This is a genomic window from Kitasatospora sp. NPDC092948 (assembly GCF_044754805.1).
Taxonomy (GTDB): Bacteria; Actinomycetota; Actinomycetes; order Streptomycetales; family Streptomycetaceae; genus Kitasatospora.
On sequence record NZ_JBIVPU010000019.1, the window covers coordinates 20,358 to 44,534 of the forward strand.

Consider the following 24,177-nt stretch of genomic DNA (forward strand, 5'->3'; position numbering starts at 1 on the left):
ATCCACGGATTGACGTGGCATCGGGCCGCCCGCCCGTCCGGCCTCACCGGAGCGGCGGGCGGTCGATCAGCTCGACGTACATGATGCGGTCGTCCACCACGTCCAGCACGACCATGCCGCTGGTCGCGGGCAACGGCAGGCAGCGGTGGCCCGGACCGTACGGCAGGCCGGGCGGGTGCGGAGCGGCGTGGAAGCTCCGGCAGAAGTCGTCGCCGCAGTCGCACTGCGCGACCAGCCTCAGCTCCCGTGCGCCGGCGGCCAGTTCCGGCTCGTCCTCCGCCTCCAGCAGCAGTGCCGGTTCCTCCACGAACTCCGGCCGGACGTCACGGACCAGGCGATGTTCGGTTTCCATGACCGCCGAGGTAGCCGCCTGCCGACGCCGCCCCACCGCAAGTCGGCCGGTGCGGCGGGTACGGCCGGTGCGGCCGGCCGATCGGCGGCCTCGGCCACGCCACGCGGGTGGCCGGGCCGAGGATCGCTCCTGCCCGCATCAGATCCGGCCACCGGATCCGGCCGCCGGACCGGGCAGGGCGGCCGTGGTCGCGAGGTCCGAGATCGTCGCCGCCAGGCCGGTGCCCTCCCCGACCCGGTCCGCCCACCCGGCACGGACGGACCCGGCCGGGGTGTTCCTGCTGGTGGGCCGATGGCTAGGCTGAACGAGCCCGTGCCCCGCCGTCGCAAAGGACTCCCGTGCAGCCGATCACCGACCGTCCGGTCCGCTGGGGCATTCTCGCCACCGGCGGCATCGCCCACTCCTTCGTCGAAGACCTGGCCGCCGTACCCGGCGCGCAGGTGTTCGCGGTGGCGTCCCGGCGGGAGGAGTCCGCCCGCGCGTTCGCCGAGCGGCACGGAATCGGGCGTGCGTACGGGAGTTGGCAGGAGCTCGCCGCCGACCCCGAGGTCGACGTGGTGTACGTGGCCACCCCGCACTCGGCGCACTTCGCCGCGACGAAGCTGCTGCTGGAGGCCGGAAAGGCGGTGCTCTGCGAGAAGCCGTTCACGCTGAACGTCGGGGAGGCCGCCGAGTTGGTCGCGCTGGTCCGCAAGCGCGAGGTCTTCCTGATGGAGGCGATGTGGACCTACCTCGACCCGGCCGTCCGCCGGATCACCGAGCTGATCGCGGACGGCGCGATCGGTGAAGTGCGCTCCGTCCAGGCCGAGTTCGGCTTCGTGGGCCCCACCGACCCGGACCACCGCCTGTGGGACCCGGCGACCGGCGGCGGCGCGCTGCTGGACCTCGGGGTGTACCCGGTGGCCTTTGCCCACCTGCTGCTCGGCGAGCCGGAGACCGTACAGGCCCACGCCCGGCTGACCGACCGCGGCGTGGACGCGCACACCGGCATCCTGCTCGGCCACCGCAATGGTGCGACCGCTCTGCTGTCCTGCTCACTCGACGTCCAGTGCGGCCAACGTGCCTCGGTCCAGGGCGACTTGGGGCGCATCGAGATCGACCGCGACTTCTTCTGCCCAGCCGGCTTCACCCTCCACCGCGACGGCCGCGCCCCCGAAACCTTCCACAGCCCGACCCCCGCCGGCCACGGCTACGGCCTGGAGGCCGCCGAGGTCGTCCACTGCCTGCGCACCGGCGCCACCGAATCCCCCCTGGTCCCGCTCGACGGCACCCTCGCCGTCATGCGCACCCTGGACACCGTGCGGGACCGGATCGGGGTCCGCTACCCCGGCGAATAAGCGCTCCGCTCCGGCAACCCGAAAGCCTTGAGCACCAGGCACCCACCGACCGGACACCCCCAGCGGCCCCCAACACACCCCGCACAGCACGAAGGCCCGATGCAACGGACACCCGCCGATCGCCCCCGGCAAGTTCCCCGGTACACCCACCGCCCTCCCGCCCGCCCCGCGCAGCGGGTGGCGTTATCCCGGCGGGCGGCCGCCCTGCTCCGATTGCTCGAAGGCCCGGAGCAGGGCCTGCGCGAGGTGCAACGGTCGTGCGGACGGCTCCAGTTGGGTCAGTTGGGTGCGGCAGCTGAGGCCGTCCGCGAGCAGCAGGGTGTCGGGGTCGGCGGCCCGGACCGCGGGGAGCAGGGCGCGTTCGGCGATGGCGACCGAAACCTCGTAGTGGCCGCGTTCGAAGCCGAAGGCGCCCGCCAGCCCGCAGCATCCGGCGTCGAGTTGACGGTTCGTCAGGCCGAGGCGCGCCGCGATGCGCTGATCGGCGGCGGTGCCCAGGACGGCGTGCTGATGGCAGTGCACCTGGGTCATCGCCGGCCCGGTCAGCTGCGGCAGGACGACCTCGCGTTCGTCCAGGAACTCGGCCAAGGTGCGGACCCGGGCGGGGAGTTCGAGCGGGCCGTCGAGGAGCTTCGGCCAGTCGCCGCGGAGGGTGGCGGTGCAGGACGGCTCCAGGCCGATCACCGGCAGGTCGGGCGGCAGGTGGCGCCGGCTGCGGGCGATCACCCGCCGGGCCAGGCCGAGTTGGCCGCCGGCGATCAGGGTGAGTCCGCAGCACACCGGGCCGGTCGGCAGCTGCACCCGGAAGCCGAGGCGTTCCAGCACCTGAACGGCCGCGATCGCCGGTGCGGGGTCCAGGAGTTCGGACATCGAGTCGGGCCACAGCAGCACCGCGGGGGCGCCGAGGTCCGCGGGATGGGCGGCGCGGTGGCTGCGGAACCAGGAGGTGAAGCGGCGGGGCGGGAGGGCGGGAAGGGCACGTCGCGGGTCGATGCCGCCGAGGCGTTTGAGCAGCGCGCCGCTGAGCCGGCCGCGCAGGGCGGCGTTCGCCGCACGCGGTGCGAGGTGCGCGAGGCGCAGCCACAGCGGCAGCAGGCCGAGCGAGTAGTGGGCGGCCGGTCGGGGCCTGAACCGGTAGTGGTGGTACAGGAATTCGGACCGGTAGGTGGCCATGTCGACCTGGACGGGGCAGTCGCTCGCGCAGCCTTTGCAGCCCAGGCAGAGGTCGAGCGCCTCGCGGACTTCCGGGGAGCGCCAGCCGTCGGTGACGAGTTCGCCGCGCAGCATCTCGCCGAGCAGCCGGGCCCGGCCTCGGGTGGAGTGCCGTTCCTCCTCGGTCACCATGTAGCTGGGGCACATCACCCCGCTGGTGGTGTCCACGCACTTGCCGACGCCGACGCAGCGGTGCACGGCGTTCAGCAGGCTGCCGGAGTCCTGCGGGTAGGCCAGGGTGAGCGGCAACTCCCGTCCGGGGAAGCGCAGATCGGCGTCCAGCGGGCGCGGGTCGACCAGCAGGCCGGGGTTGAGCAGGTTGTCCGGGTCCCAGATCCGCTTGAACCGGGCGAACAGGTCGATCACCTGCGGCGGGTACATCCGGGGCAGCAGTTCGGCCCGGGCCTGCCCGTCGCCGTGCTCGCCGGACAGCGAACCGCCGTGCGCCACCACCAGATCGGCCGCCTCGACGAGGAACTCCCGCATCGCCTGCGGCCGTTCGCGCACCGGGAAGTCGAGGCGCAGGTGCACGCACCCCTCGCCGAAGTGCCCGTACGGCACGCCGCGCAGGCCGTGCCGCCGCAAAAGCGACCTCAACTCCCGCAAGTAGGAGCCGAGTTGTTCCACCGGAACGGCCGAGTCCTCCCAGCCCGGCCAGGCCGCGCCCCCGGGCGTGCCGTCCGGGGCCGGGGGCAGGCGGGTCACGATGCCGGCGCCGGCCTCCCGGATCGACCACAGCGCCCGCTGTTCGGCCGGGTCGGTGACCAGCGCGGCCGTCGCGGTGCGCTCCCGCCGTACCGCGTCGGCGAGTTGGCGGGCCCGGTCGGTGGCCTCGGCGGCCGTCGCGCCGCCGGTCTCCAGGAAGAGCCAGCACGCGCCGTCGGGCAGCCGGTCGAGCACGGACGGGCGCGGCCCCGCCGCGAGCAGTGCGGCGATCAGGTCGGCAGCCATCCCCTCGCAGGTCAGCGGGCCGAGCGGCAGCAGCCCCGGCACCGCGTCGGCAGCGGCCGTCTCGTCCGGGTAGCCCGCCACCACCAGGGCCCGGTGCGGCGGTTCGGGCACCAGCCGGACGGTGGCGCCGAGCAGCAGGGCGCACGTCCCCTCGGTGCCGGTGACGGCGCGCACCAGGTCGTATCCGCGCTCCGGGAGCAGCGCGTCCAGCGGATAGCCCGAACCGCGGCGCGGCAGGACCGGCACGGCGCGGCGCAGCAGCGCCAGATTGTCGGCGGCGAGGGCCTGCAACTCCCGGTGCAGGACTCCGGGTCGGCCGGGTGCGGCCGCCAGGGCGGCCCGTTCGGCGGGTGGCAGCGGGCCGGTGACGGTCAGTTCCGTGCCGTCGGCGAGCAGCAGGTCCAGGCTGTGCAGGTTGTCGGAGGTCCGCCCCCAGGCGAGCGAGTGCGAGCCGCAGGCGTCGTTCCCGATCATCCCACCGATGGTGCACCGGCTGTGGGTTGACGGATCCGGACCGAACCGCAGCCCGAACGGCCGGGCGGCGCGCTGGAGTTCGTCCAGCACGGTGCCGGGCTCGACCCGCGCGGTCCGCGTCTGCGGATCCACCGCCGACACCTTGCCGAAATGCCGCCGGAAGTCCAGCACCACCGCCCCGGGCCCGATCGCCTGCCCGCCGATGCTCGTCCCGGACCCCCGTGCCACCACCGGCGCCCCGTACTCCCGGCACACGGCCACCGCCGCCCGCACGTCGTCCGCATCGGCCGGCTTCACCACCCCGCGCGGCACCTGCCGGTAGTTGGACGCATCCTGCCCGTACACGGCCCGCTCGGCCGGGTCGAAGCGGACCTCGCCACGGACGGCGGCAGCGAGGGCACGGGCGAGATCTGAGGCCATGCCCCCGATCATCCCAGCCGGGGGCAACCGTCACCGTGGGTGGACACGCGCAGCGCCGCGACCGGCCGGCCGGTGCCCCGCCCCTGCCCGGCCATCACCCGGCCAGTGGCGCCCCGCGTCACTCCTCCCGGCCGACGGCGACCAGCGCCGCATCGTCCAGCAGCCGGCCGCCGACGTACCCGAGCAGGTCGCGGCGCAGGCGGTCGAGGAACTCGCACGGCGTCGCCGCCGGGGTGAGCCGGGCGGCCCTGGTGGGCAGGGGGTAGAAGACGGCGTCGCGGTTGCGGGCCTCGGTGACGCCGTCGGTGTACAGCAGGAGGGTGCTGCCGGGCGGGAAGGCGAACTCCTCGGTGCGGCGGTCGACGGGGGCGAGGTCGCCCATGCCCAGCGGGGGGCCGGCGCGGTGCACGGGGAGCAGACGGGTCTCGGCGGGGGTGAGCAGCAGTGGCGGCGGGTGTCCGCAGTCCGCGAGGCGGATCACGGGGCGGTCGTCGGGCAGGTCGAGTACCAGCGCCGTGGCGAAGTTCTCCCGGACGTCCTGGCCAGCGTCGGCGACTTCCGCGAGGTGGCGCTGGTAGGAGGCTTCCAGCGCGTCGGCGAGTTGCGCGGGGTCCTCGTGCCGGTGGGCGAGTTCGCGGAACGCGGCGAGCAGCGCGGCGGCGTCGCCGACGGCGGCCAGGCCCTTGCCGCGGACGTCGCCGATCAGCAGACGGGTCGCGGGTCCGGCGCGCACGGCCGCGTACAGGTCGCCGCCGACGTTCGCTTCGTCGTCGGCGGCGAGGTAGCGGGTGGCGATCCGCAGCGGGCCGGCGTGTTCGGGCAGCGGGCGCATCAGGACGCGTTGGACGGCGTCGGAGACGGTGCGGACCCGGGTGAGTTCGCGTCCGTGGCGTTCGCGGATCCGGCAGAAGGCGACGATGACGGCGGTGACCAGCGCGAGCGCGCCGATCTGGGTCAGATGGTTGGCGGTGAACAGGCCGCCGTGGAACCGGGCGATGAGGATCTGGGCCACCAGGGCGAGGACGCCGACCAGGGCGGTCAGGCGGGTGCCCGCGAACGACGCGGTGATCGCGGGGGCGACCGCCAGCAGCGGGCCGAGGTGGATGTCCGGGGAGATCACGATGTCGACGACGGAGATCAGCACGATCAGGCCGAGCGGCAGCAGCACCAGCAGGTGTCCGGTGCGCCACTCGCTCCGCAGTTCCGCCAGACTCCGCCGCACTCCCACCCCACCACCATGCCTCGCGCCGGGTCCGCCCACGACCCGGTGGACGCTCCGCGCGCGGGGTGTGGCGGTGCGTCGTCGGCGGCCTCTACGATCGCGCCATGACGACCTCCCCGGACGCCGCGCCCGGTGCAAGTGCCGCACCTGTGAAGGCCCTGACGCCCGCCGAGGGCGACCTGATCCTCGCCGACCGGTTCGCGCCGTGGGTGCGGGAGCTGGGCCTGTCGGTGGTGGAGACCGGCTCGCGGCACGCGGTGCTGCGGCTGCCGTGGTCGGACCGGCTGGCCCGGGACGGCGGCGGGCTGTCGGGGCAGGCGATGATGGCGGCGGCCGACACGGCGACGGTCGTCGCGGTCTCCTCGGCGCTGGGCGGCTTCGCGCCGATGACCACCGTCCAGCAGTCGATCACCTTCCAGCGGGCGGCCCGCGACACCGAGCTGCTGGTGACGGCGCGGCTGACCAAGCTGGGCCGGCGGATCGCGTTCGCGGAGATCACCCTCGCCACGCCGGAGGCCCCGGACGACCCGGTCGCGCACGCCACCACCGTCTACGCCTTCCCGGGCTGATCCCCACCCGGTCGACGAGGTGCGTGCACACCCCTGTCCCTGACGGCGTACTGAGCAGTAGCCTCCTCTGATCCGTCTGATCGCGATCATTCGCCCTGGAGGCTCCATGCGCCCGATCCCCCGCCGCCGCGCGCTCGTTGCGACCGCGCTCGCCGCTCTGACGCTCGCCGGCGCAGCGGCCGTTCCCGCTTCGGCGGCACCGGGCGGGCAGCACGCCACCGCGTACTACCTGGCGGTCGGCGACTCGCTGGCGGCCGGCTACCAGTCCACGCCGACCGGCGGTCACCTCGTGGGCCGCGGCTATGCGCAGGATCTGGCCCGGACGCTGGGTGAGCGGGCGGCGGACGACCGCCGGCCCTTCGAGTTCACCGACCTGGGCTGCCCGGGCGAGACCACCGGCACCATGGCGAACGGCGGCTGCCCGTACCCGCACTCCTTCGGCGGCTCCCAACTGGAGGCGGCGGTGGCCTACTTGAAGGCGCACTGGAAGGACGAGGTGCTGGTCACCATCGACATCGGCGCCAACGACGTGCAGCGCTGCGCGGCGGGCGGCTCGCTCGACCTGCCGTGTGCGCTGAACGGCATCGAGCAGGTCCGCACCGGGCTGGACCGGATCCTCGGCGAGCTCCAGGCCGCGGCCGGCCCGCACACCCGGATCGTCGGCATGAACCTGTACGACCCGTTCCTGGCGGCCTGGATGACGGGCGACCAGGGCAAGGCGATGGCGACGGCGTCGGTCCCGCTGGCGAACAGCCTCAACTCGGTGATCGAGACGGTGGACGCCAGGCACCGCGTCCCGACCGCCGACGTGGCGGCGGCGTTCGACACCACCTCGTTCGCGCCGCTGGTGCCGCTGGGCGGCCAGCAGGTGCCGCTGAACGTAGCCCGGGTGATGCAGTGGACCAACATGGCGCGCGGCGACATCCACGCCAACGACGCGGGCTACCAGGTGATAGCGGACACCTTCCTCGCCAACCTGCCCAAGCAGTACATGCACTGACGGACCGTCGGACCACTGCTCCGCCGCACCCGAGTGCGGCGGAGCAGCACCGCTGCGTCCGGAATGTGCAGGCACCGGACTCGGCGCGCGGCGGACTCGGCGGGCGCCGGACTCAGCGCGCGGCGGCGTCAGCGGGCGCCGGACTCAGCGCGCGGCGGTGACGGCCGTGACGAACTCCGCCAGCCGCTCCTGCGGCAGGTGCCGGGCGATGTCGGCCTCGCTGATCATTCCGACGAGCTGGTGGTCCGGGTGGTTGATCACGGGCAGTCGGCGCACCCGGTGGTCCTCCATCACCTCCAGCACCAGTTCCGCGTCCTCGTCCTCCTCGATCACCATCGGGCGGCCCAGGGCGAGTTCGAGGCACTGGACGGAGCCGGGGTCGCGCCCTTCGGCGATGCACCTGAGCACGATGTCCCGGTCGGTGACGATGCCCAGCAGCTGCTGCTTCTCGCCGCAGATCGGCAGCGCGCCGACGTCGCGTTCGCGCATGATCCGGGCGGCGTCGGCGAGGGTCTGCTCGCCGGTGACGCACTCCGCTCCCGGGTGCATGATCTCTTTCGCGGTGGTCATGGCCGGACCTCCCGAGCTGGTTGTGTCCACTGGCCGTCTTCCATGCTGGCCCTGCCCGCGGACCGTCCGCCACCGCTGACCGCACTCGCCGGCCCTGCGGCCACGCACCCCGCCCGTCCGGTCACGCCGCGTGCCGCGGAGCTTCGTTCGGCGCCGCCGGGGGCGAAGCCGCCTGCGGGGGCGCGACGTTCAACGGCCGCTCCGGGAGCGCGGTCTCGTCGGCGACCGCCGCGACCTCCGGCAGCTCCAACTGCTCGACTCCCGCCTGCGGTTCGTCCCCGCCCGGCAGCTCGGCCTCGGCGAGCTGCGCCGCGACCTCGGTGGCCTCGACGGCCTGCGCGGTGTTGCGCTCGGTGGAACTCTCCAGGAAGCGCAGCAGCTCCACCGGGAACGGCAGCACCAGGGTGGAGTTCTTCTCGGCGGCGACCTCCACCACGGTCTGCAGCAGCCGCAGTTGCAGCGCGGCCGGAGTCGCGGACATCACCTTCGCGGCCTCCGACAGACGCGCGGACGCCTGGAACTCGCCGTCGGCGGTGATGATCCGGGCCCGCCGCTCCCGGTCCGCCTCGGCCTGCCGGGCCATCGAGCGCTTCATCGACTCGGGCAGCGCCACGTCCTTGATCTCGACCCGGTCGATCTGGATGCCCCAGCCCAGCGCGGGGCTGTCCAGCATCAGTTCCAGGCCCTGGTTGATCGGCTCGCGGTTGGCCAGCAGGTCGTCCAACTCGCTCTTGCCGATGATCGACCGCAGCGAGGTCTGTGCGACCTGCGACATCGCGAAGGCGTAGTCCTGCACGTTGACGATCGCCTTCACCGGGTCGACCACCTTGAAGTACACCACCGCATCGACCCGGACGGTCACGTTGTCCCGGGTGATGCCCTCCTGCGCGGGGACGGGCATGGTGATGATCTGCACGTTCACCCGGCGCAGCCGGTCGGCGATCGGCACGATCCGCACCAGCCCCGGCCGCCGGATCTCGTCCAGTACCCGGCCGAACCGGAACACCACCCCGAGTTGGTACTGCTGAACCATGCGCACGCTCAGCCCGGCGAGCACCGCCAGGACCAGCACCAGCGCAATCACCACATCGACCACGATCATCGCCGTCACCTCGACCTGTACGGCACACAGACTCGCATTCCACGCTACTCCGCGACGCGGCGGCCACCGCCGGACGGCCGCGACGGCCGCGACACCAACCGGAAAGCGCTTTCCCGCCGCAAATCGCCGCTCCACCGCACGGCCGGTGCGCGCCCGTAGGATCGGGGCCATGGAACTGCCCTCCGCACTGGTCGAACGGGTCCACGGGCTGGCCGAGCTGGACGAGTTGGTGGTCGGCTGCCGGGCCTGCCCGCGGCTGGTCGAGTGGCGGGAGGAGACCGCCCGGGTCAAGCGCCGGGCGTTCCAGGGGCAGGACTACTGGGCGCGGCCGATCCCGGGTTTCGGCCCCGCCGACGCCCGCCTGGTGCTGGTCGGGCTCGCCCCCGCCGCGCACGGCGGGAACCGCACCGGCCGGATCTTCACCGGCGACCCGTCCGGCTATCTCCTGTACGCCTCGCTGCACCGGCTCGGCCTGGCCTCCCAGCCGCACTCCACCTGGCGGGACGACGGCCTGGAGCTGTTCGGGGTGCGGATCACCGACCCGGTCCGCTGCGCCCCGCCGGAGAACAGGCCGACCAACGCGGAACGCGACACCTGCCGCCCGTGGATCGTCCGCGAGTTCGAGTACCTGCGCCCGACCGTGCGCGCCGTGGTCGCCCTCGGCGGCTTCGCCTGGCAGGCGGTCCTCCCCGCCCTCGCCGCGGCCGGCTGGCAGGTCCCCCGCCCCCGCCCGGCCTTCGGCCACGGCGCCCACGCCGTCCTCCCCGCCACCGACGGCGGCCCCGCCCTGCACCTCTACGGCTGCTTCCACGTCAGCCCCCGCAACACCTACACCGGCCGCCTGACCCCCGCCATGGTCGACGACCTCCTCCGCACCGCCGCCACCACAGCGGGCCTGACCCCGACCACCCCGCCCCCGCCCGCGCCCTGACGAACCGTCACCACCCGCCCCACGAGCCCGTCCGGCCAGGAGGCCGGCCACCGCCGCGGCGCCCTTGCGGACCTGGACGAGTTGCTTCGCCCGCCATCGCCTGGGCACCAGCGCGGCAGCCGAGCCCGGAGTCCGCCGACCGGGGCGGGCGACCCGGCCATCGGCGGTCTCCGATCTCATCGTCATCCTCACTGGAACCCGCCGGGCTCCGTCCGAAGGATGCAGCTCGGGTTCGGGGGCGGCGGTGCGCGTCCGGCGGGATGAGGGGCCGAAGCAGTGCGTACGGGGTGCGGTGGCAGGATGGCGGCATGGTTTCGAATCAGCCGTGGGCGGGGCTTCACGGTGACCTGCTGGCAGCAAAGGCATCGGTGTACGACCCGAGCGGTTTCGGCTGCTCGCTGCCGGTGCCCGAACCGGAGAGCGCCGAGTACGCGGCTTGCGCGTTCACGTTCGACGGCCGGTCGGTTCGGTTCCGCGTGGCCAAGACCACCCCGACGAAGGTGGGGCAGTTCGTCACCCTGTGGCAGCGGTCCGAAGCGGGACCGATCCGGCCCTTCGACACGGACGACGGAGTGGACCTCTTCGTCGTCAGCAGCCGTGACGACGACGGCTTCGGGCAGTTCGTGTTCCCGTGCGAGGCGTTGTACGAGCGGGGCATCGTCTCCCGCGACGGCTCCGGCGGGAAGCGCGGATTCCGCGTCTACCCGCCGTGGGTGACCACGACCAACCGGCAGGCCCGCAGCACACAGGCATGGCAGGTGAACTACTTCCTCGACCTCGGTCAGGACGGGCCGGTCGACCTGGCTCTCGCCCACGCCCTCTACCACCCGCAGGCGCCCGCCGCGTGACGGCGTCCGGCCACCTGGAACAGCACGGCGGCCGAACCTTCGAGGGCATTGCCGTCCGCGTCGCCCGGCGCGCCCTCGGGCCGGCCTCAGCGATCCGACACAACCGCCCGACCCGGCAGCCCGTCATCCGGTCCCTGGTCGCCCACGACCACTGATCGCATCGGAAGAACTCGTCCGGTCGACGGTACGATCGCCGCTGCCGCCGACCTCCTGCGCCTCCCCCACGACCACAGCGGCCAGACCCTTCGGCTCCCCGACGGCCCTGCTGGGCACCACCGCCGACCGGAGGGCGTTCACCACCGCCTTCAGCCACCTCGCACCGGAGCTGCGGACCGGCCTCGCAGCCCTCGTCGCCGACCACGAGGCCGACGAGTCGCCTGCCGACGAACGCTCCCGCGGCCGGCTCCGACGCGCACCGGACCGACTCCGCCGGCCCTTGATCGGCGCAAGTCCGACAACGAGAATGCGGGGGTCGGAATCGTCCTGGGAGGCCCGATGCAGCTGGGAACGGTGGCGCTGACCGGCGCGGCGGGAAACATCGGGTCCGTGGTTCGCAAGGCACTTCGGGCCGAAGCGACGCGACTGATCCTGCTCGACCGGGTACCGCTGCGACCGGAGGCCGACAACGAGGAGGCGCACACCGTCGACCTGCGCGACCAGGCCGCCGTGCAGTCGGCCCTCGCTGGCGCCGATCGGGTACTGCACCTGGGCGGCGTGCCGGACGAGGCCCCGCTCCCGGAACTCCTCGACGTCAACGTGCTCGGCACCCACCACGTCCTGGAGGCGGCGCGCCGCACCGGCATCGACCGCGTGGTGCTGGCCAGCAGCAACCGGGTGACCGGCTTCTACCCCGTCGAACACGTCACCGACCCGCAGGACCCGGTGCGCCCCGACGGTCTGTACGGCGTGAGCAAGGCGGCCGTCGAGGCCCTCGGCCGGCTCTACTCCGACAAGTTCGGCCTCTCCGTCGTCTGCCTGCGCATCGGCAGCTTCGAGCCCGCGCCCACCGAACCCCGCCACCTGGCGACCTGGCTCAGCCCGCGCGACGCGATCGGCTTCCTGCTCGCCGCCTTGGCCGCCCCACCCGCCGTCCGCTTCGCCACCGCGTACGCCGTCTCCGCCAACACCCGCCGCTTCTGGCAACTCCCCGACCCGGCCGTGCTCGACTACACGCCCCTCGACAACGCCGAGTCCCACGCCGCAGCCGTCCCCGGCGCCGCGCACCCCACCGCCCCCGCCTCCCCGCAGGCCGGCTCGTTCGCCCTGCCCGAGTTCACCCTCCGCCACCTCAACCCTTGACGCCCCGTCAGCCCCCGTCACCCCGCCACCCCGTCACCGGATCCGCCTCGGCCGCCGCGCCGCCCTCCCCCACGCACCCGGCAGCAACTCCCGCGCGAACGCCGCCTCCCCCACCTGCCGCCCGAACAGCACCCCGTACCCGAACCCACCGTCGGACAGCCCCCGTACCGCCTCGCGGGCGACGATCGCGTCCTGGTGCCGACCGAGGACGTCCTGCAGGGCGCGCATCCGGCGGGTGAAGCTGCGGGCGGGGCGGCCGGCGGTCTCGCCGGCGTAGCGGGCGCGCTTCGCGGCTTTACGGGCGTCGTGCAGGGCGTGTTCGCGGGCGGGGCCCTCGGGGGTGTCTTCGGCGGCCGCCAGGCGCTCGACGGTGCGGCGGTGTTCACGCCGCAGGATGTGGGTGAGTTCGGGGCCGGCGGCCTTGGCCGCGCGGGCGTTGAGCGGGGGGTTCTCGGCGAGGGCGGTGAGGGCGGCAAGCAGGTCCCGGAAGCGTCGGCTGTCGAGTGCGACGAGGACGGCGGCGCGGCCTTCGCGGGTCTCCCGGCTGTTCCAGGTGGCGAGTTCGGCGAGGACGCGTTCGCGGTCGCCGCCGTCGGGCAGGTCGTGCGCCTGGGCGAGTAGACGTTCGCCGAGCACTTCGGCATCGCGGGCGCGGCCGAGGGCCTGGCCGAGCACCCGCAACTCGCTCTCCAGCCCGCTGTGGTCGCCGACCAGGTGACGGCGGTGGGTGCGCAGCGCGCTGCGCAGGCGGCGGGCGGCGATGCGCATCTGGTGGACGGCGTCGGGCCGGTCGGCGCGGACGTCGGGTTCGAGGGCGACGAGCCGTGCGGTCTGCTCACGCAGGCGTGCGGTGAGGACGTCCCCCGCGCTGCCGTCGATCCGGTGTGCCACGTTCGCCACGTCCTTCCGTGCTGTTCAGGGTAGGCCGGTGGCAGCGGGTTCGGGCGGAGCGCCGCGCCGCAGGCTTCCACCGCCGGCCCGCCCGACCCCAAGGGGGCTCCGGCAGCGCTGCGGTGCGCCGTCCCTCCTGGTCGCCGCGCACTCCCCGCCGCCGACAACCGCATCCCGTTCCACACCCGTCCGCCCACCGACGCCCACCCCACCCGACCGCCCGCCGGCACCGCCCACCCCCCCACAAGACCCCGACGGCCGGTCGGCACGGCCCCGCCCCCGAAGTCCCGCTCACCCACCAAGAGGACGGGCCCCGCAACGCCGCACCGCACGAACGCTCCTGACCACCACACCCTCCCCGACGCCGACAACCCCGCCCCGCTCCACACCTGTCCGCCCACCCGCACCGCCCACCCCCACGAGACCCCGACGGCCGGTCGGCACGGCCCCGCCCCCGAAGCCCCGTTCGCCCCGGAGGGCCGCGGCCCGTCCGCCCGGCTCGGCTCCGGCCTCCTCGGCCGCTCCCGTCGTCAACGCACCTGACGGAACGTCAACTTCACACACCGCCGACCACCCTGCGAACGTGTATTCGTCACCCCTTGTCGCTCCCGACCCCCGCCCGGTCCGCCGGGCCGCGGCCCGCGCGTCGCAACCTGTGGCCGGTCCGCGCTGCCTACCGTGGAGGGATGCCGCAGTCGTCGCAGCCACCGACCTACTCCGCTGCCGTCGCGCCGGGCGCCCTGCCGCTGCTCGGACACGGGCACCGGCTGCTGCGCGGGTCGGCGGGGTACCTGTCCTCGCTGCATCGGCACGGCGACCTGGTCGCGGTGCGGCTGGGGCCGACGACCGCTCAGGTCCCGTGCCACCCGGACCTGTTGAACCAGGTGCTGGCCGACCACCGCGTGTTCGACAAGGGCGGCGTGTTCTACGACCGGGCCCGGGACGTGGCGGGCAACGGCCTGGTCACCTGCCCGTACCGGGACCACCGGCAGCAGCGTCGACTGGTCCAGTCCGCCTTCCGGCGGTCGCAGTTGGAGCGCTACTCGCACGCCATGCAGGCAGAGATCGCGGCCGCCTCCGGCGACTGGCAGCCCGGCCGGGTGGTGGACGCCTTCCCCGCCTTCTACGGGATCGCGCTGCGTACCCTTGGCCGGACGCTCTACTCGACGACGATCGACGCGGACTTGGCGCGCAGCGTGGAGCAGTCCTTCGACACCGTGCTGAACGGGCTGTTCCGGCAGATGTTCCTGCCCGCGCCGGTCCGCCGCCTGCCGCTGCCGGGGAACCTGCGCTACCGCCGGGCGCTGGCCCATCTGCACGACGCCACCCGCCGGTTGATCGCCGCCCACCGCGCCGCCGTCCGGCCCGGCGGCGCCGAGCCCGACCTGCTGGGCGCACTGCTCGCCGCCCGCGACGACGACGGGGCGCGGCTGACCGACACCGAGGTGCACGACCAGGTGATCACCCTGCTCGCGGCCGGCACCGAGACCGTCGCGGCCACCCTGACCTGGGTGCTGTGGCGGCTGTCCCAGCACCCGGCCGCGGCGGAGCAGGTACGCGCCGAGCTGGCGCAGGTCCTGCCGGACGGTCGTGCCCCGGGCTGGGCGGATCTGGCACAACTGGGCACCGTCGACCGGGTGGTGGCGGAGACGCTGCGCCTGCATCCACCGGGCTGGCTGTTCACCCGGGTGACCACCGCGCCCACCGTGCTCGCGGGCCGGGCCTTCCCGGCGGGCACCACCCTGGTGGTCTCCCCGGCGGCGGTGTCCCGGCACCCGGCGGCGTTCGTGGCACCGGCCCAGTTCGACCCGGACCGCTGGCGGCCGGAGCGGGTCACCCCGGCCGCCCGACAGGCGTTCCTGCCGTTCGGGACAGGTGCCCGCAAGTGCGTCGGCGACCTGTTCGCCCGCACCGAGTGCGTCCTCGCGCTGGCCACCCTGCTCTCCCGCCACCGGTTCGTCCCCGAGCCCGACGCCGACCTCCGGCCCGTCCCGCTGGCCACCGTCCTGCGCCCACGCCGCCTACGCCTGCGCATCGCCCCGCCCTGACAACCCCAGAGCAGCTATCAGCCAACGCGGACCCGAGCCACCCCCACCACCACTTCGCCCCGAAACCCGACCCCCAACCCGCCCCGCAGACCACCGTCCCGCGCCCACACCGCCCACGCCGCCCACGCCTACGGATCGCCTCACCCTGACAACTCACCTGATGGGTCGTCAGTCCGCGCGGATCCGGGCCGTTCCCGCCGCCAGGTCGATCCCGGTGCGCGGGGGCGCGCCGTCGTGCTCGTCGTCGCGCAGCACCAGTTCGATCCGGCGCTGTTCCAGTTGCACCCGCTTGCCCGCGTACAGCAGCGCGTGCAGTTCCTCCCCCGCCTGCGCGCCGACGCCGCGCCCGGCGCCCGCCGGACCGGCCCAGCGGGCCGTCACCCGCCGGGCCGCCGACGCCGCGAACCCCAGCAGCACCAGTGCCGCGGGGAACACCAGGCTGCCCATCACCGCCACCAGTGCCACCATGTCGGGGTCAACTCCCGCTTCCTGCCGGAAAGTTCCCCGACCCGTCGGGTCCGATCCTCAGTGCAGGATTTCGAGCGTGTTGTCCGCGTCGTTGACGAAGTAGACCGCGTCGTGGTCGAGGTCCAGGGCGAGGCCGAACAGCGCGCCCGCGCCGGCCGGGCTGCCCTCGTTGTTGATCTGCTTGCTCGCAACCTGCCGCCCGCCCGGGGTGGTCTCGACGATGAAGCCGTCCTGGCTGTTGACCGTCAGGATCTCCCCCCTGGGTGTGACGGCCAGGCCCAGTGGGCCGTTGAGGCTGCCGCCCGAGGTGACGGTCCGGCCGGTGCCGGCGTTGTCGTCGCGGGTGAGCGCGTGCGGGATGGCGGTGATCCGGTTCTTCACGCTGTCGGCGACGTAGAGCGTGTCGTCGCGGCCGAGGCCGACGCCGGTCGGGCCGATCACCAGCGCGGCCGGGTCGGTCCGCTGGGCGAAGCCGGAGCCGATCACGGTGGTGGTCTCCCGCTGCGGCGGCTGGTCGCCCTGGTCGTGCAGGGTGATCCGCAGCACCGTGCCGTGGTCGACCTCCGCGCCGTTCCCGGCGACGGTGCCGTTGAGCACGTTGGTGACGAACAGCTCGCTGCGCCCGGCGCGGCTGACGGCGGTCAGGTCCCACGGCCCGTTGATGCCGCCCCCGGCGATCGTCTCGCGGACGGCGCCGTGCTTGTCGAGCACCAGCAGGCAGCCGGCCTGGGCGGTGGCGGCCGTGCCGTCGGCGGTGGGCAGGCTGCCGACCACCACCCAGCCGCCGGGCAGCACCGTCAGCGCCGTGGTGAGGCCGACGCCGCCGGGGCAGGGGCCGGGCAGGTGGGCCGGGTCGATGGTGGCGAACGTCGTCACGGCGCCGTTCGGGGCGACCTGCACCAGGGTGGTGCCGGTGCCCTGCAGGTTGGCCGAGTTGTTGAAGTTGCTGACCAGGACGTCGCCCCGGTGCAGGTCCCCGACGCTCTCCTTGACCGTGAACGTGCCGTACGGGTTCACGTCGCCGTTGCCCGGCACGGTGGACGCGACGGGCGTCACGGTGTGCAGCCGGTCGAGGAACGGCCGCGGACCGACGGCCTGGCCGGGGGACGCGGCGGCGGTCAGGCCGACGGTCAGCGCGGCGGTCGCCAGCGCACTCGAGCATGCCCGAAGTCTCATGTACTGCCTCCTGAGGAGCGGGCCCGGCCGGCACGACCGGCGGCCGCGGCCCGTGAACGTTCTCTGAACCACCCCCGGCAGGCCACGCTGGCACGCCGCCCCGCCGAACGCTTGCCGACTGCGCCAATCGGTTGCGGCCGAATCCGACCGCCCACCTCGGGCCCGGCGCCGGCACTGGCACCGGCACCGGCGCCGGCCCGGGTTCAACGCCCCGACGCACCGCCGGAGTCACCCGGCCGAGCCGCCTTCCCCTCCAGTTCCGCGCACGCCCGCACCACGTCGGCCCGGCCCTGTCGGGTGGCGCCGGTCAGCGCGCCGAGCACCCGCCGGGTGCGTTCCTGTTCGAGTCGGACCGCGGTGCGATGGCGGATCCAGGCCCGGGCGACGGCCGCCGCCGCGCTCGCCGCGCCCAGCACGGTCAGCACCACCGGATGGCCGGTGTCGAACACTCCCATGGTCGGTCTCCCCGCTCGTGAGTCGGTGGCCGGACGGCCGGATTCCAGACTCTTGCGGGGCCTCAATTTCCCACTAGGCTACGGAAATTCGGGGAATCCCGAGTCGTCGACCGGACGGGGAGGACATGCCAGCGGGGCGTCCGCCGAAGGACGAGCAGGAGCACTACCCGGAGCTGACGGAGCTCGCCTCCTGGTTCCGGCAGGCGCTGGTGAGTGCCGGCTACGGCACCCCGAACGCCTTCGTCCGGACCGGTTTCGCCGGGAAGGCCGCGGTGTACGGCGTGCACAACGCCTCCCGGCTGCTCACCCTGGAGTTCACCAAGGCGCTGGCGACGGCGCTGGGCCGGGATCCGGCCGAGGTGGTCCCGATCTGGACCCGCGCGAAGGACGCCCGCGACCGGGCCACCGCCGCGGAACAGCAGTCGACCCGTCCACGTCTCACCTCATGGGCCGAACTCCCGCTGCCCGCACTCGCGTTGCGCAACCTCCTGGAGGCGCAGTCCCGGTCCGCGGACCGCCTCCCGTACGACGTGCTCGACGTCAAGGAGCCCCCGCTGTCCGCGATCTACGTCCGGCAGCAGATGCGGGCGGCGCTGCCGCCGTCCCGCGACACCGGCGGCCCCGGCGCCCACGGCACCCCCACGACCGGGCCGGAGAGCCCCCACGCGCACGCCTCCTCGCCGGACCGGGACACCGTGCTGCCGCTGACCGAGATCTTCGAGCGGCCCGGCCACCTCCTCGTCACGGGCGAACCCGGCTCGGGCAAGTCCACCCTGACGAACCATGTCACCTGGCTGCTGGCCCGGATCTGGCTGCGGCAGGAGAGCAGCCTCGACGCGCCCGCCACCGAGCCGCTGGTGCCGCTGCGGATCGCCGCCCGCGCGCTGGTCGAGCACTCCGGGTCGTGGAGCGCCGCGCTGTGCCACGCGGCCAAGGAGAGCATGGGGCACAGCCTGGTGGCGGAGGCCGATCCGGGCCTGTTCACCGGCCGTGTCCAGGGCGCCCAGTGGCTGGTGATGGTGGACGGGCTCGACGAGATCACCGACCGGCAGGCCCGGGCCCAGCTGATCCGGGTGATCGCCCAGCACGCCCGGTCCGACGGCGACTACCGCTTCCTGGTGACGACCCGTCCGCTGCCGGAGATCGAACTCACCCCGCTGCGCGGCGCCTCCTTCAGCTCGTACCGGATGGAGCCGTTCAGCCGGGCCGAGCTGCGCAACTTCGCCACCCAGTGGTTCCGCGCGCAGGGCCACGGCCCGGTGGAGACGGAGGCCGCGGCGGCGCGCTTCCTCCAGGAGACCGAGGACGGCCGGCTCAGCGAGCTGGTGCAGAACCCGCTGCTGGCCACCATCGCGGCGGTCAGCGCGACCGTCGACCCGCACCGGCCGCTGCCCGCCAACCGGTTGAGCCTCTACCAGCTGTTCCACGACCACCTGGTGAGCCGCAGCACGGGCCGTCCGCAGCAGGGCGGCGAACTCACCGGCTGGATCGGCCAGGTCCGTCAGCAGCTCGTCGAATCGCTGGCCCGGCACCGGATCGAGAGCGACGGCTCACTGACCGGCGCGGCCCGGCAGTGGGTCCACGACCACCGCCCTGCCGACCTGCCGCTGACCGGCCGCTGGGAGGCCGAACTCCGACACCTGCTGCTCGGCACCGGCCTGCTCGTCCCGCAGGGCGACGACCTGCGCTTCCTGCACCACTCGTTCGCCGAATTCCTGGCCGCGCGGTCGTACGCCGGGCAGATACCGCCCGATTTCCCGGAGTTGGACAGCTGGGCGGCGAAAGGCCTCGGCGAGGCCGAGCACACGCTGGCCCTGTTCACCTTCTGTCTGTGGGCGGAACGGGCGGACTGCGACGCCGACCTGATCGTCGATCACCTGCTGCGCCGGACCGTCGACGAGCGGGACCCGGTGAACCTGGCCGGTCTGCTGGTCGCCGAGGGCGTGCGAGTGAGCGGGCAGAAGTGGTCGGAGATCCTGCAGCGGCTCCAGGACACCGTCCGCAACACGACCGACGAGTCGGACCTGTCGGAGGCGTTCACCACGCTGTCGGCGCTGGCGGACCGGCCGGGAACGGCCGACCGACTGCGGCGCCTGGCGGCGAGCCGCGTCCTCACGGTGTCCCAACGGCTGGGCGCGCTCGACGCGTTGAGCCGTGTGAGCGCTCCGTCGGAAGCGGAGGCCCTGCTCGCGGACATCCTGCCCGACGCCTATGGCCAACTAGCGACGGCGGCCCGCATTTCGCTGGGCGTCGGCACCGCCGCCCAGGCGGCGGTTCTGGCACGCAGCCACTCGGTCCGGGAGGGAATCCGGGCCGACTCCTGGGAGACGGCGATCGCCGCCGAGGCTCTGGAGGTACTCGGAAAGCCCGACCAGGTCGAGCAGCTGGCCCGGGAAGTCCTCGCCGACCGTTCGGCCCGCGCAGGTGACATTCAACGGGCTGCCCGGGCCTGGCTCAAGGCCACCCAGGGCGGGTGCGCCGACGAACTCGTGGAGACGCCCGGCCTCCACCGGGACGCCCGCGACCTGCTGGCGCGGACGCTGGAGGAAGCCGGCGAGCCGGCCGCGGCCGCCCGCCTCGCCGAGCACACGCTCCGTACCGGCCGGGCCACGGCCCGGCAGTTGAAGAACGCCGCGGACATCTGGGCACGGGTCCACGGAAAGGACCGATCCGACGCCATTCTCGACGCGCTGCGGTTCGCCACCCCGGCAGGCAGCCAACCATCACACCTGGCGGCCTGGTTGACCCGGGCGGCCGCCGAGGCCGGCGAGACCGAGCTGGCCGCCGAGTGGGCCCGGCAGCCCTCTCCGCACCCGAGCTTCCCGCCACCAGAGCGGTCCCGGTGGTGACCGCCTGGCTGACGGCCGAGGGCAGCGCGGCTGCGCCCGCCATCATGGCGCTGATTCACCAGGGGACCCACCTCAGCGCATCCGAACGCGCGTGGTGCGCAGAGGAGTTGCTCGACGCAGGGGCCACCGCCGAAGCCGCCGTCGTGGCCACGCTCGCCCTGCGGTCGCCCCTGTGGGAGGAGTCGTACTACGAGGACGCCGCCGGCGTTCTGGTCAAGGCCCGCCCCGCCGAATTCGGTCCGGTGGTGGAACAGATTCTGGCCGAGGATCCGGAACCCAGCGTGGACTGGCTGGCCGGCGTCCTCGCGGCGTTCAGGTCGTCGACGGCCTTCCCGCCCCCACTGGTGTCCACGCTCGCGCGCCGGCTGCTCGCCGATCCACTCGCCGACGGCCAGCGGATCACCACCGCCCTCGGAGATCTGATCGCCGTGGAGGGGCTCGGGTCCCTTCCCGAAGCGATCGACACCATCAAGTCCCGGACACATCTCTCCGTCTCGCAGATCCGGGGCTTCGCCCGGCTCCTGGCCTCCAACGGCCAGCGCGAGGCCGCACTCGAGTGCTGGCGCCACGCCCTCGACGTGCTCTGGCTGCCGAGCGACCAGGAGTTGGCGCTGCTGAACGACCTCCTGGCGGCCGATGCCGGCCCGGAGGCGGCCTCCTGGCTCCGCGAGATGATCGACCGTCCCGGGCTGGGAGAGCAGAGCCGGCTCCGGCTTCGGCAGCTGCTGGCCTGGCTCGGGCCGGCGCTGGAACCGGACGCCGGCTGACGCCACCGGTCGGCGGGTTCCGCGCAGGACTCGCGGCTCGGCCGGCACCGCGACCGCCCGGTGGCACTGCGACGGCGCGGCCGACCGGAGCCGGCCCACCGACCGACCGTGACGGCGTCTCACCGGCTGCGGCGACTGCCGGGCGGTGAGCCGCCGTCAACGCCGCTGACCAGCGCCGCGAGTATTCGCTGTACACCGTAGAAGAGTTTCCTCTACGGTGTACAACGCATGCTCGGCCGGGCCCCGGCCGGGCCTGTCCGCGTCCGTTCCAGGGGGTTCCTCTTGTCACAAACGTCCGTTCCCGCCGTCGCTCCGCACCCGCGTCGCTGGGTGATCCTGGCGGTGGTGTGCCTCGCCACCCTGGTGGTGCTGCTCGACAACACCGTGCTGAACGTGGCGATCCCGTCGCTGACCGAGGAGTTGGGCGCGCGCACGGCCGACATCCAGTGGATGATCAACGCCTATTCGCTAGTGCAGTCCGGCCTGCTGCTGACGGCCGGCAGCCTCGCCGACCGGTACGGCCGCAAGCGCGCCCTGCTGGCGGGGCTGGCGCTGTTCGGCATCGGCTCCGCCGCCGCCGCGTTCGCCCAGTCCACCGGCCAGCTGATCGCCGCCCGGGCCGGCATGGGCATCGGCGGCGCGCTGCTGATGACCACCACGCTCGCCGTGGTGATGCAGGTCTTCCAGGGCGAGGAGGTGCCGAAGGCGATCGGCGTCTGGGGGGCTGTCAGCTCGCTGGGCTTCGCGGGCGGCCCGCTGCTCGGCGGCGTGCTGCTGGCGCACTTCTGGTGGGGCTCGATCTTCCTGATCAACCTTCCGGTGGCGCTGATCGGCCTGGTCGCCGTGGCCCGCCTGCTGCCGGAGAGCCGCGATCCGGCCGGCCGCCGGCCCGACATCCCGGGCGCGGTGCTGTCCACCGTCGGCATGGTCGGTGTGGTGTTCGCGATCATCTCCGGCCCGGTGGACGGCTGGGGCTCGGGCAGGGTGCTGCTGTCCGCGGCGGTCGGCCTGGCCGCACTGGCGGGCTTCGCGGCCTGGGAGGCCCACACCCCGGCGCCGATGCTGGACATGGCCTTCTTCCGCAACCGCCAGTTCAACGGCGCGGCCGCGGGCGGCGTTCTGGTCGCCTTCGGCATGGCGGGCTCGCTGTTCCTGCTCACCCAGTACCTGCAACTGGTGCTCGGCTACCGCCCGCTGGAGGCCGGCCTGCGGATGACGCCGCTGGCCCTGATGATCGTGCTGCTCAACCTGACGGGCGTCGGCGCCCGACTGCTGCCGAAGCTCGGCTTCGCGGGCGCGGTCGCCGCCGGCATGGCGCTGCTGTCCGGCGGCCTCGTGCTGATCGCGCTGACGGGCTCCTCGCACGGCTACGGCGGCCTGCTGGTGGGCCTGCTGCTGATGGGCACCGGCATCGCGGTCGCCAGCCCGGCGATGGCCTCGGCCCTGATGGGCGCGATCCCGCCGGAGCGGGCGGGCGCGGGCGCGGGCGTGCAGGGCACCGCCACCGAGTTCGGCGGCGGCCTCGGCGTGGCCGTGCTGGGCGCGGTGCTCGGCTCGCGCTTCGCGACGGGCCTGCCCGACGGAATTCCCGGCTCGGCCGCGAAGTCGCTGCCGGACGCGCTGGCCGCGGCGCCCGACGACGGCGTCCGCGCGGCGGTGCGGACGGCGTTCGCCGACGGCCTGACGTCCAGTCAGTTGATCGGCGCGGCGGCCGTCCTGCTCGGCGGCGCGGTCTCGGCGGCGCTGCTGTACCGCGCGGGCCGGCCCGCCGCACCCGCCCCGGCTCCCGCGGCGGAGCCCTCACCTGCGGCTTCGCCGAGCTGACCACCCCCGGGCCCGCGCACCTCGCGCGGGCCCGGGCGCGTACCGTGGTGGCACCGTCCAGCCCCGTCCCCGGAACGCGAAGGAGCAGCGTGGCCGTCAAGCGCGCCTCACAGGTCAAGAAGAGCGTGTGGCTCACCCCGCAGCCCGCCCGGGGCCGCCGCAGCACCCGCGCGGCAGGCACCGCCGCCGGCGGCGCGGGCGGCGGCGCGGGCGGCGGCGCGGGCGGGCTGGACCGCGAGGTGGTCGTGGCGGCGGCGGTGCGGCTGCTGGACGAGCAGGGCGAGGCGAAGTTCTCGATGCGGGGGCTGGCGGCCCGGCTCGACGTCACGCCGATGTCGCTGTACTGGTACGTCTCCGACAAGGACGACCTGCTGGAGCTGGCGCTGGACGTGGTGGCGGGCGAGATGGAACTCCCGCGCCCCGGCGACGGCCTGAACTGGCAGGACGGCCTGCGGTCGCTGGCGGTGACCTGGCGGGCGGCGATGCTGGCGCATCCGTGGGCGGTGCGCATCTACCACGACTATCTGAACATCGGACCGAACTCGATGCGCTTCTCGGCCTGTTCGCTGGAGGTGGCGCGCAGTTCGCCGCTGCCGGAGTTCGACGCGATGGCGGCCCTGTCGGCGATCTTCCAGTACACGTACGGCTTCACCGCGACCGAGGTCAACTGGGACGAGAAGGCGCAGGCCGCCGGCGCCTCCGTCGAGGGCCTGATCGGGGACATCACCGAGGCGGTGCTGGCGATCCCTGGGGTCGCCGAGTCCGGCCTCGTGACCGAGCGGCCGGAGGGGTCGGAACGGCTGCTGCGCGAACGGGAGTTCCACCGCGCCCTGGACTGGATGCTGGCCGGCATGACGGCCGGCGTCGCGGGCCCCGCTACGTGAACTCCTGCTGGCAGCGCTCCAACCAGTCCAGTTCGGCCTTCAGTTGCAGTACCGCGCCCTCGATCAGCAGCCGGGACACGTCGTGTTCGCGGGACTGGTCGGCGCTGGCGCGCAGGCCGCGCAGGGCGTCCTGGCAGTGCGAGCGCTGAAGGTCGATCAGGGTGCGCCGGTCGGCGAGCCGGGTCTGCGGGGCGAGCACGAGTTTCAGGAAGAACTCCTCGCGGACCTTGGCGCCCTCGGACGGCCGGGCGAACCAGTCGACGAGTTCGTGCCGCCCGGCGTCGGTGAGCGCGAACACCCGCTTGGCGGGCCGGCCGTCCTGGGCGACGGCCTGACCTTCGATCAGGCCCGACTTCTCCAGCCGGCCCAGCGTGATGTAGACCTGCCCGTCGTTGGTGCGCGGGTAGGCCGGACCGAAGGTGGTCTCCAGGGCCCGGCGGAGCTGGTAGCCGTGCGCGGGGCCCATGGCGAGCAGTGCGAGCAGGGGTAGCCGCACGCGGGTTCCTCCTTGAACTTCAGGGGGGTGCG

At 74.0% G+C, this 24,177-nt stretch carries 21 protein-coding genes; 11 read left to right on the forward strand and 10 right to left on the reverse strand.

Annotated elements, in window-relative coordinates:
* Positions 1 to 43: 43 nt before the first annotated feature.
* Entirely contained in the window at positions 44 to 352 is a 309-nt protein-coding gene (locus ACIQF6_RS33185) for a hypothetical protein (protein WP_400901794.1), read from the reverse strand.
* Between the two features lie 338 nt (positions 353 to 690).
* Here ACIQF6_RS33185 and ACIQF6_RS33190 point away from each other — a divergent pair, with 338 nt between their 5' ends.
* Positions 691 to 1,689, forward strand: coding sequence for a Gfo/Idh/MocA family protein (locus ACIQF6_RS33190; RefSeq protein ID WP_400901796.1), 999 nt, complete (start codon positions 691 to 693; stop codon positions 1,687 to 1,689).
* A gap of 183 nt (positions 1,690 to 1,872) precedes the next feature.
* Here ACIQF6_RS33190 and ACIQF6_RS33195 read toward each other — a convergent pair whose 3' ends face one another.
* The gene (locus tag ACIQF6_RS33195; protein ID WP_400901798.1) at positions 1,873 to 4,746 is read right to left on the reverse strand and encodes an FAD-binding and (Fe-S)-binding domain-containing protein; all 2,874 of its coding nucleotides are present in this window, start codon (positions 4,744 to 4,746) and stop codon (positions 1,873 to 1,875) included.
* A gap of 118 nt (positions 4,747 to 4,864) precedes the next feature.
* Positions 4,865 to 5,974 carry a PP2C family protein-serine/threonine phosphatase gene (locus ACIQF6_RS33200; RefSeq protein ID WP_400901800.1) on the reverse strand — a complete coding sequence of 370 codons (1,110 nt, stop codon included), beginning with the start codon at positions 5,972 to 5,974 and terminating at the stop codon, positions 4,865 to 4,867.
* Positions 5,975 to 6,072: 98 nt separating this feature from the next.
* Between ACIQF6_RS33200 and ACIQF6_RS33205 the strand changes: the two genes are divergently transcribed.
* A complete protein-coding gene (locus ACIQF6_RS33205) occupies positions 6,073 to 6,537 on the forward strand; it encodes a PaaI family thioesterase (RefSeq protein WP_400901802.1) in 465 nt (154 codons plus the stop codon).
* 106 nt (positions 6,538 to 6,643) lie between these two features.
* Positions 6,644 to 7,537, forward strand: a complete 894-nt coding sequence (locus ACIQF6_RS33210) for an SGNH/GDSL hydrolase family protein (RefSeq protein WP_400901804.1) — start codon at positions 6,644 to 6,646, stop codon at positions 7,535 to 7,537.
* A 144-nt stretch (positions 7,538 to 7,681) separates the two neighbouring features.
* Here ACIQF6_RS33210 and ACIQF6_RS33215 read toward each other — a convergent pair whose 3' ends face one another.
* Both ACIQF6_RS33215 and ACIQF6_RS33220 read right to left on the reverse strand, forming a co-directional pair.
* The gene (locus ACIQF6_RS33215) at positions 7,682 to 8,107 is read right to left on the reverse strand and encodes a CBS domain-containing protein (protein WP_400901806.1); all 426 of its coding nucleotides are present in this window, start codon (positions 8,105 to 8,107) and stop codon (positions 7,682 to 7,684) included.
* A 121-nt stretch (positions 8,108 to 8,228) separates the two neighbouring features.
* A complete protein-coding gene (locus tag ACIQF6_RS33220) occupies positions 8,229 to 9,209 on the reverse strand; it encodes a slipin family protein (RefSeq protein ID WP_400901808.1) in 981 nt (326 codons plus the stop codon).
* A gap of 169 nt (positions 9,210 to 9,378) precedes the next feature.
* Here ACIQF6_RS33220 and ACIQF6_RS33225 point away from each other — a divergent pair, with 169 nt between their 5' ends.
* The 3 genes from ACIQF6_RS33225 (at position 9,379) to ACIQF6_RS33235 (ending at position 12,287) form a co-directional block, all read left to right on the forward strand.
* Complete coding sequence (locus ACIQF6_RS33225) at positions 9,379 to 10,140, forward strand: uracil-DNA glycosylase (RefSeq protein WP_400901810.1); 762 nt, start codon at positions 9,379 to 9,381, stop codon at positions 10,138 to 10,140.
* Positions 10,141 to 10,448: 308 nt separating this feature from the next.
* Positions 10,449 to 10,988, forward strand: coding sequence for a MepB family protein (locus tag ACIQF6_RS33230; protein WP_400901812.1), 540 nt, complete (start codon positions 10,449 to 10,451; stop codon positions 10,986 to 10,988).
* A 495-nt stretch (positions 10,989 to 11,483) separates the two neighbouring features.
* Entirely contained in the window at positions 11,484 to 12,287 is an 804-nt protein-coding gene (locus ACIQF6_RS33235; protein WP_400901814.1) for an NAD-dependent epimerase/dehydratase family protein, read from the forward strand.
* Between the two features lie 33 nt (positions 12,288 to 12,320).
* On the opposite strand, the gene ACIQF6_RS33240 is transcribed toward ACIQF6_RS33235, so the two are convergent.
* Entirely contained in the window at positions 12,321 to 13,178 is an 858-nt protein-coding gene (locus ACIQF6_RS33240; RefSeq protein ID WP_400901816.1) for a CHAD domain-containing protein, read from the reverse strand.
* 686 nt (positions 13,179 to 13,864) lie between these two features.
* Here ACIQF6_RS33240 and ACIQF6_RS33245 point away from each other — a divergent pair.
* Positions 13,865 to 15,226 (forward strand): cytochrome P450, encoded by a 1,362-nt coding sequence (locus ACIQF6_RS33245; protein ID WP_400901818.1) that lies wholly within the window; start codon positions 13,865 to 13,867, stop codon positions 15,224 to 15,226.
* Positions 15,227 to 15,394: 168 nt separating this feature from the next.
* Here ACIQF6_RS33245 and ACIQF6_RS33250 read toward each other — a convergent pair whose 3' ends face one another.
* From ACIQF6_RS33250 to ACIQF6_RS33260, 3 genes are all read right to left on the reverse strand, one after another.
* Positions 15,395 to 15,694, reverse strand: coding sequence for a DUF6191 domain-containing protein (locus ACIQF6_RS33250; protein WP_400901820.1), 300 nt, complete (start codon positions 15,692 to 15,694; stop codon positions 15,395 to 15,397).
* A 57-nt stretch (positions 15,695 to 15,751) separates the two neighbouring features.
* Positions 15,752 to 16,870: a hypothetical protein gene (locus ACIQF6_RS33255; RefSeq protein ID WP_400901822.1), complete on the reverse strand. Its 1,119-nt coding sequence runs from the start codon at positions 16,868 to 16,870 to the stop codon at positions 15,752 to 15,754.
* A 203-nt stretch (positions 16,871 to 17,073) separates the two neighbouring features.
* Entirely contained in the window at positions 17,074 to 17,325 is a 252-nt protein-coding gene (locus ACIQF6_RS33260) for a hypothetical protein (RefSeq protein ID WP_400901824.1), read from the reverse strand.
* Positions 17,326 to 17,450: 125 nt separating this feature from the next.
* Between ACIQF6_RS33260 and ACIQF6_RS33265 the strand changes: the two genes are divergently transcribed.
* The 4 genes from ACIQF6_RS33265 (at position 17,451) to ACIQF6_RS33280 (ending at position 23,649) form a co-directional block, all read left to right on the forward strand.
* Positions 17,451 to 20,174, forward strand: a complete 2,724-nt coding sequence (locus tag ACIQF6_RS33265; RefSeq protein ID WP_400901826.1) for an NACHT domain-containing protein — start codon at positions 17,451 to 17,453, stop codon at positions 20,172 to 20,174.
* A complete protein-coding gene (locus tag ACIQF6_RS33270) occupies positions 20,168 to 20,941 on the forward strand; it encodes a hypothetical protein (RefSeq protein ID WP_400901828.1) in 774 nt (257 codons plus the stop codon). Before ACIQF6_RS33265 ends, ACIQF6_RS33270 begins: the two co-directional genes overlap by 7 nt.
* 228 nt (positions 20,942 to 21,169) lie before the next feature.
* Positions 21,170 to 22,765, forward strand: a complete 1,596-nt coding sequence (locus ACIQF6_RS33275) for an MFS transporter (RefSeq protein WP_400901830.1) — start codon at positions 21,170 to 21,172, stop codon at positions 22,763 to 22,765.
* Positions 22,766 to 22,854: 89 nt separating this feature from the next.
* Positions 22,855 to 23,649, forward strand: a complete 795-nt coding sequence (locus ACIQF6_RS33280) for a TetR/AcrR family transcriptional regulator C-terminal domain-containing protein (protein WP_400901832.1) — start codon at positions 22,855 to 22,857, stop codon at positions 23,647 to 23,649.
* Here ACIQF6_RS33280 and ACIQF6_RS33285 read toward each other — a convergent pair.
* Positions 23,642 to 24,145, reverse strand: coding sequence for a helix-turn-helix transcriptional regulator (locus ACIQF6_RS33285; RefSeq protein ID WP_400901834.1), 504 nt, complete (start codon positions 24,143 to 24,145; stop codon positions 23,642 to 23,644). The genes ACIQF6_RS33280 and ACIQF6_RS33285 overlap by 8 nt on opposite strands.
* Between the last annotated feature and the right edge of the window lie 32 nt (positions 24,146 to 24,177).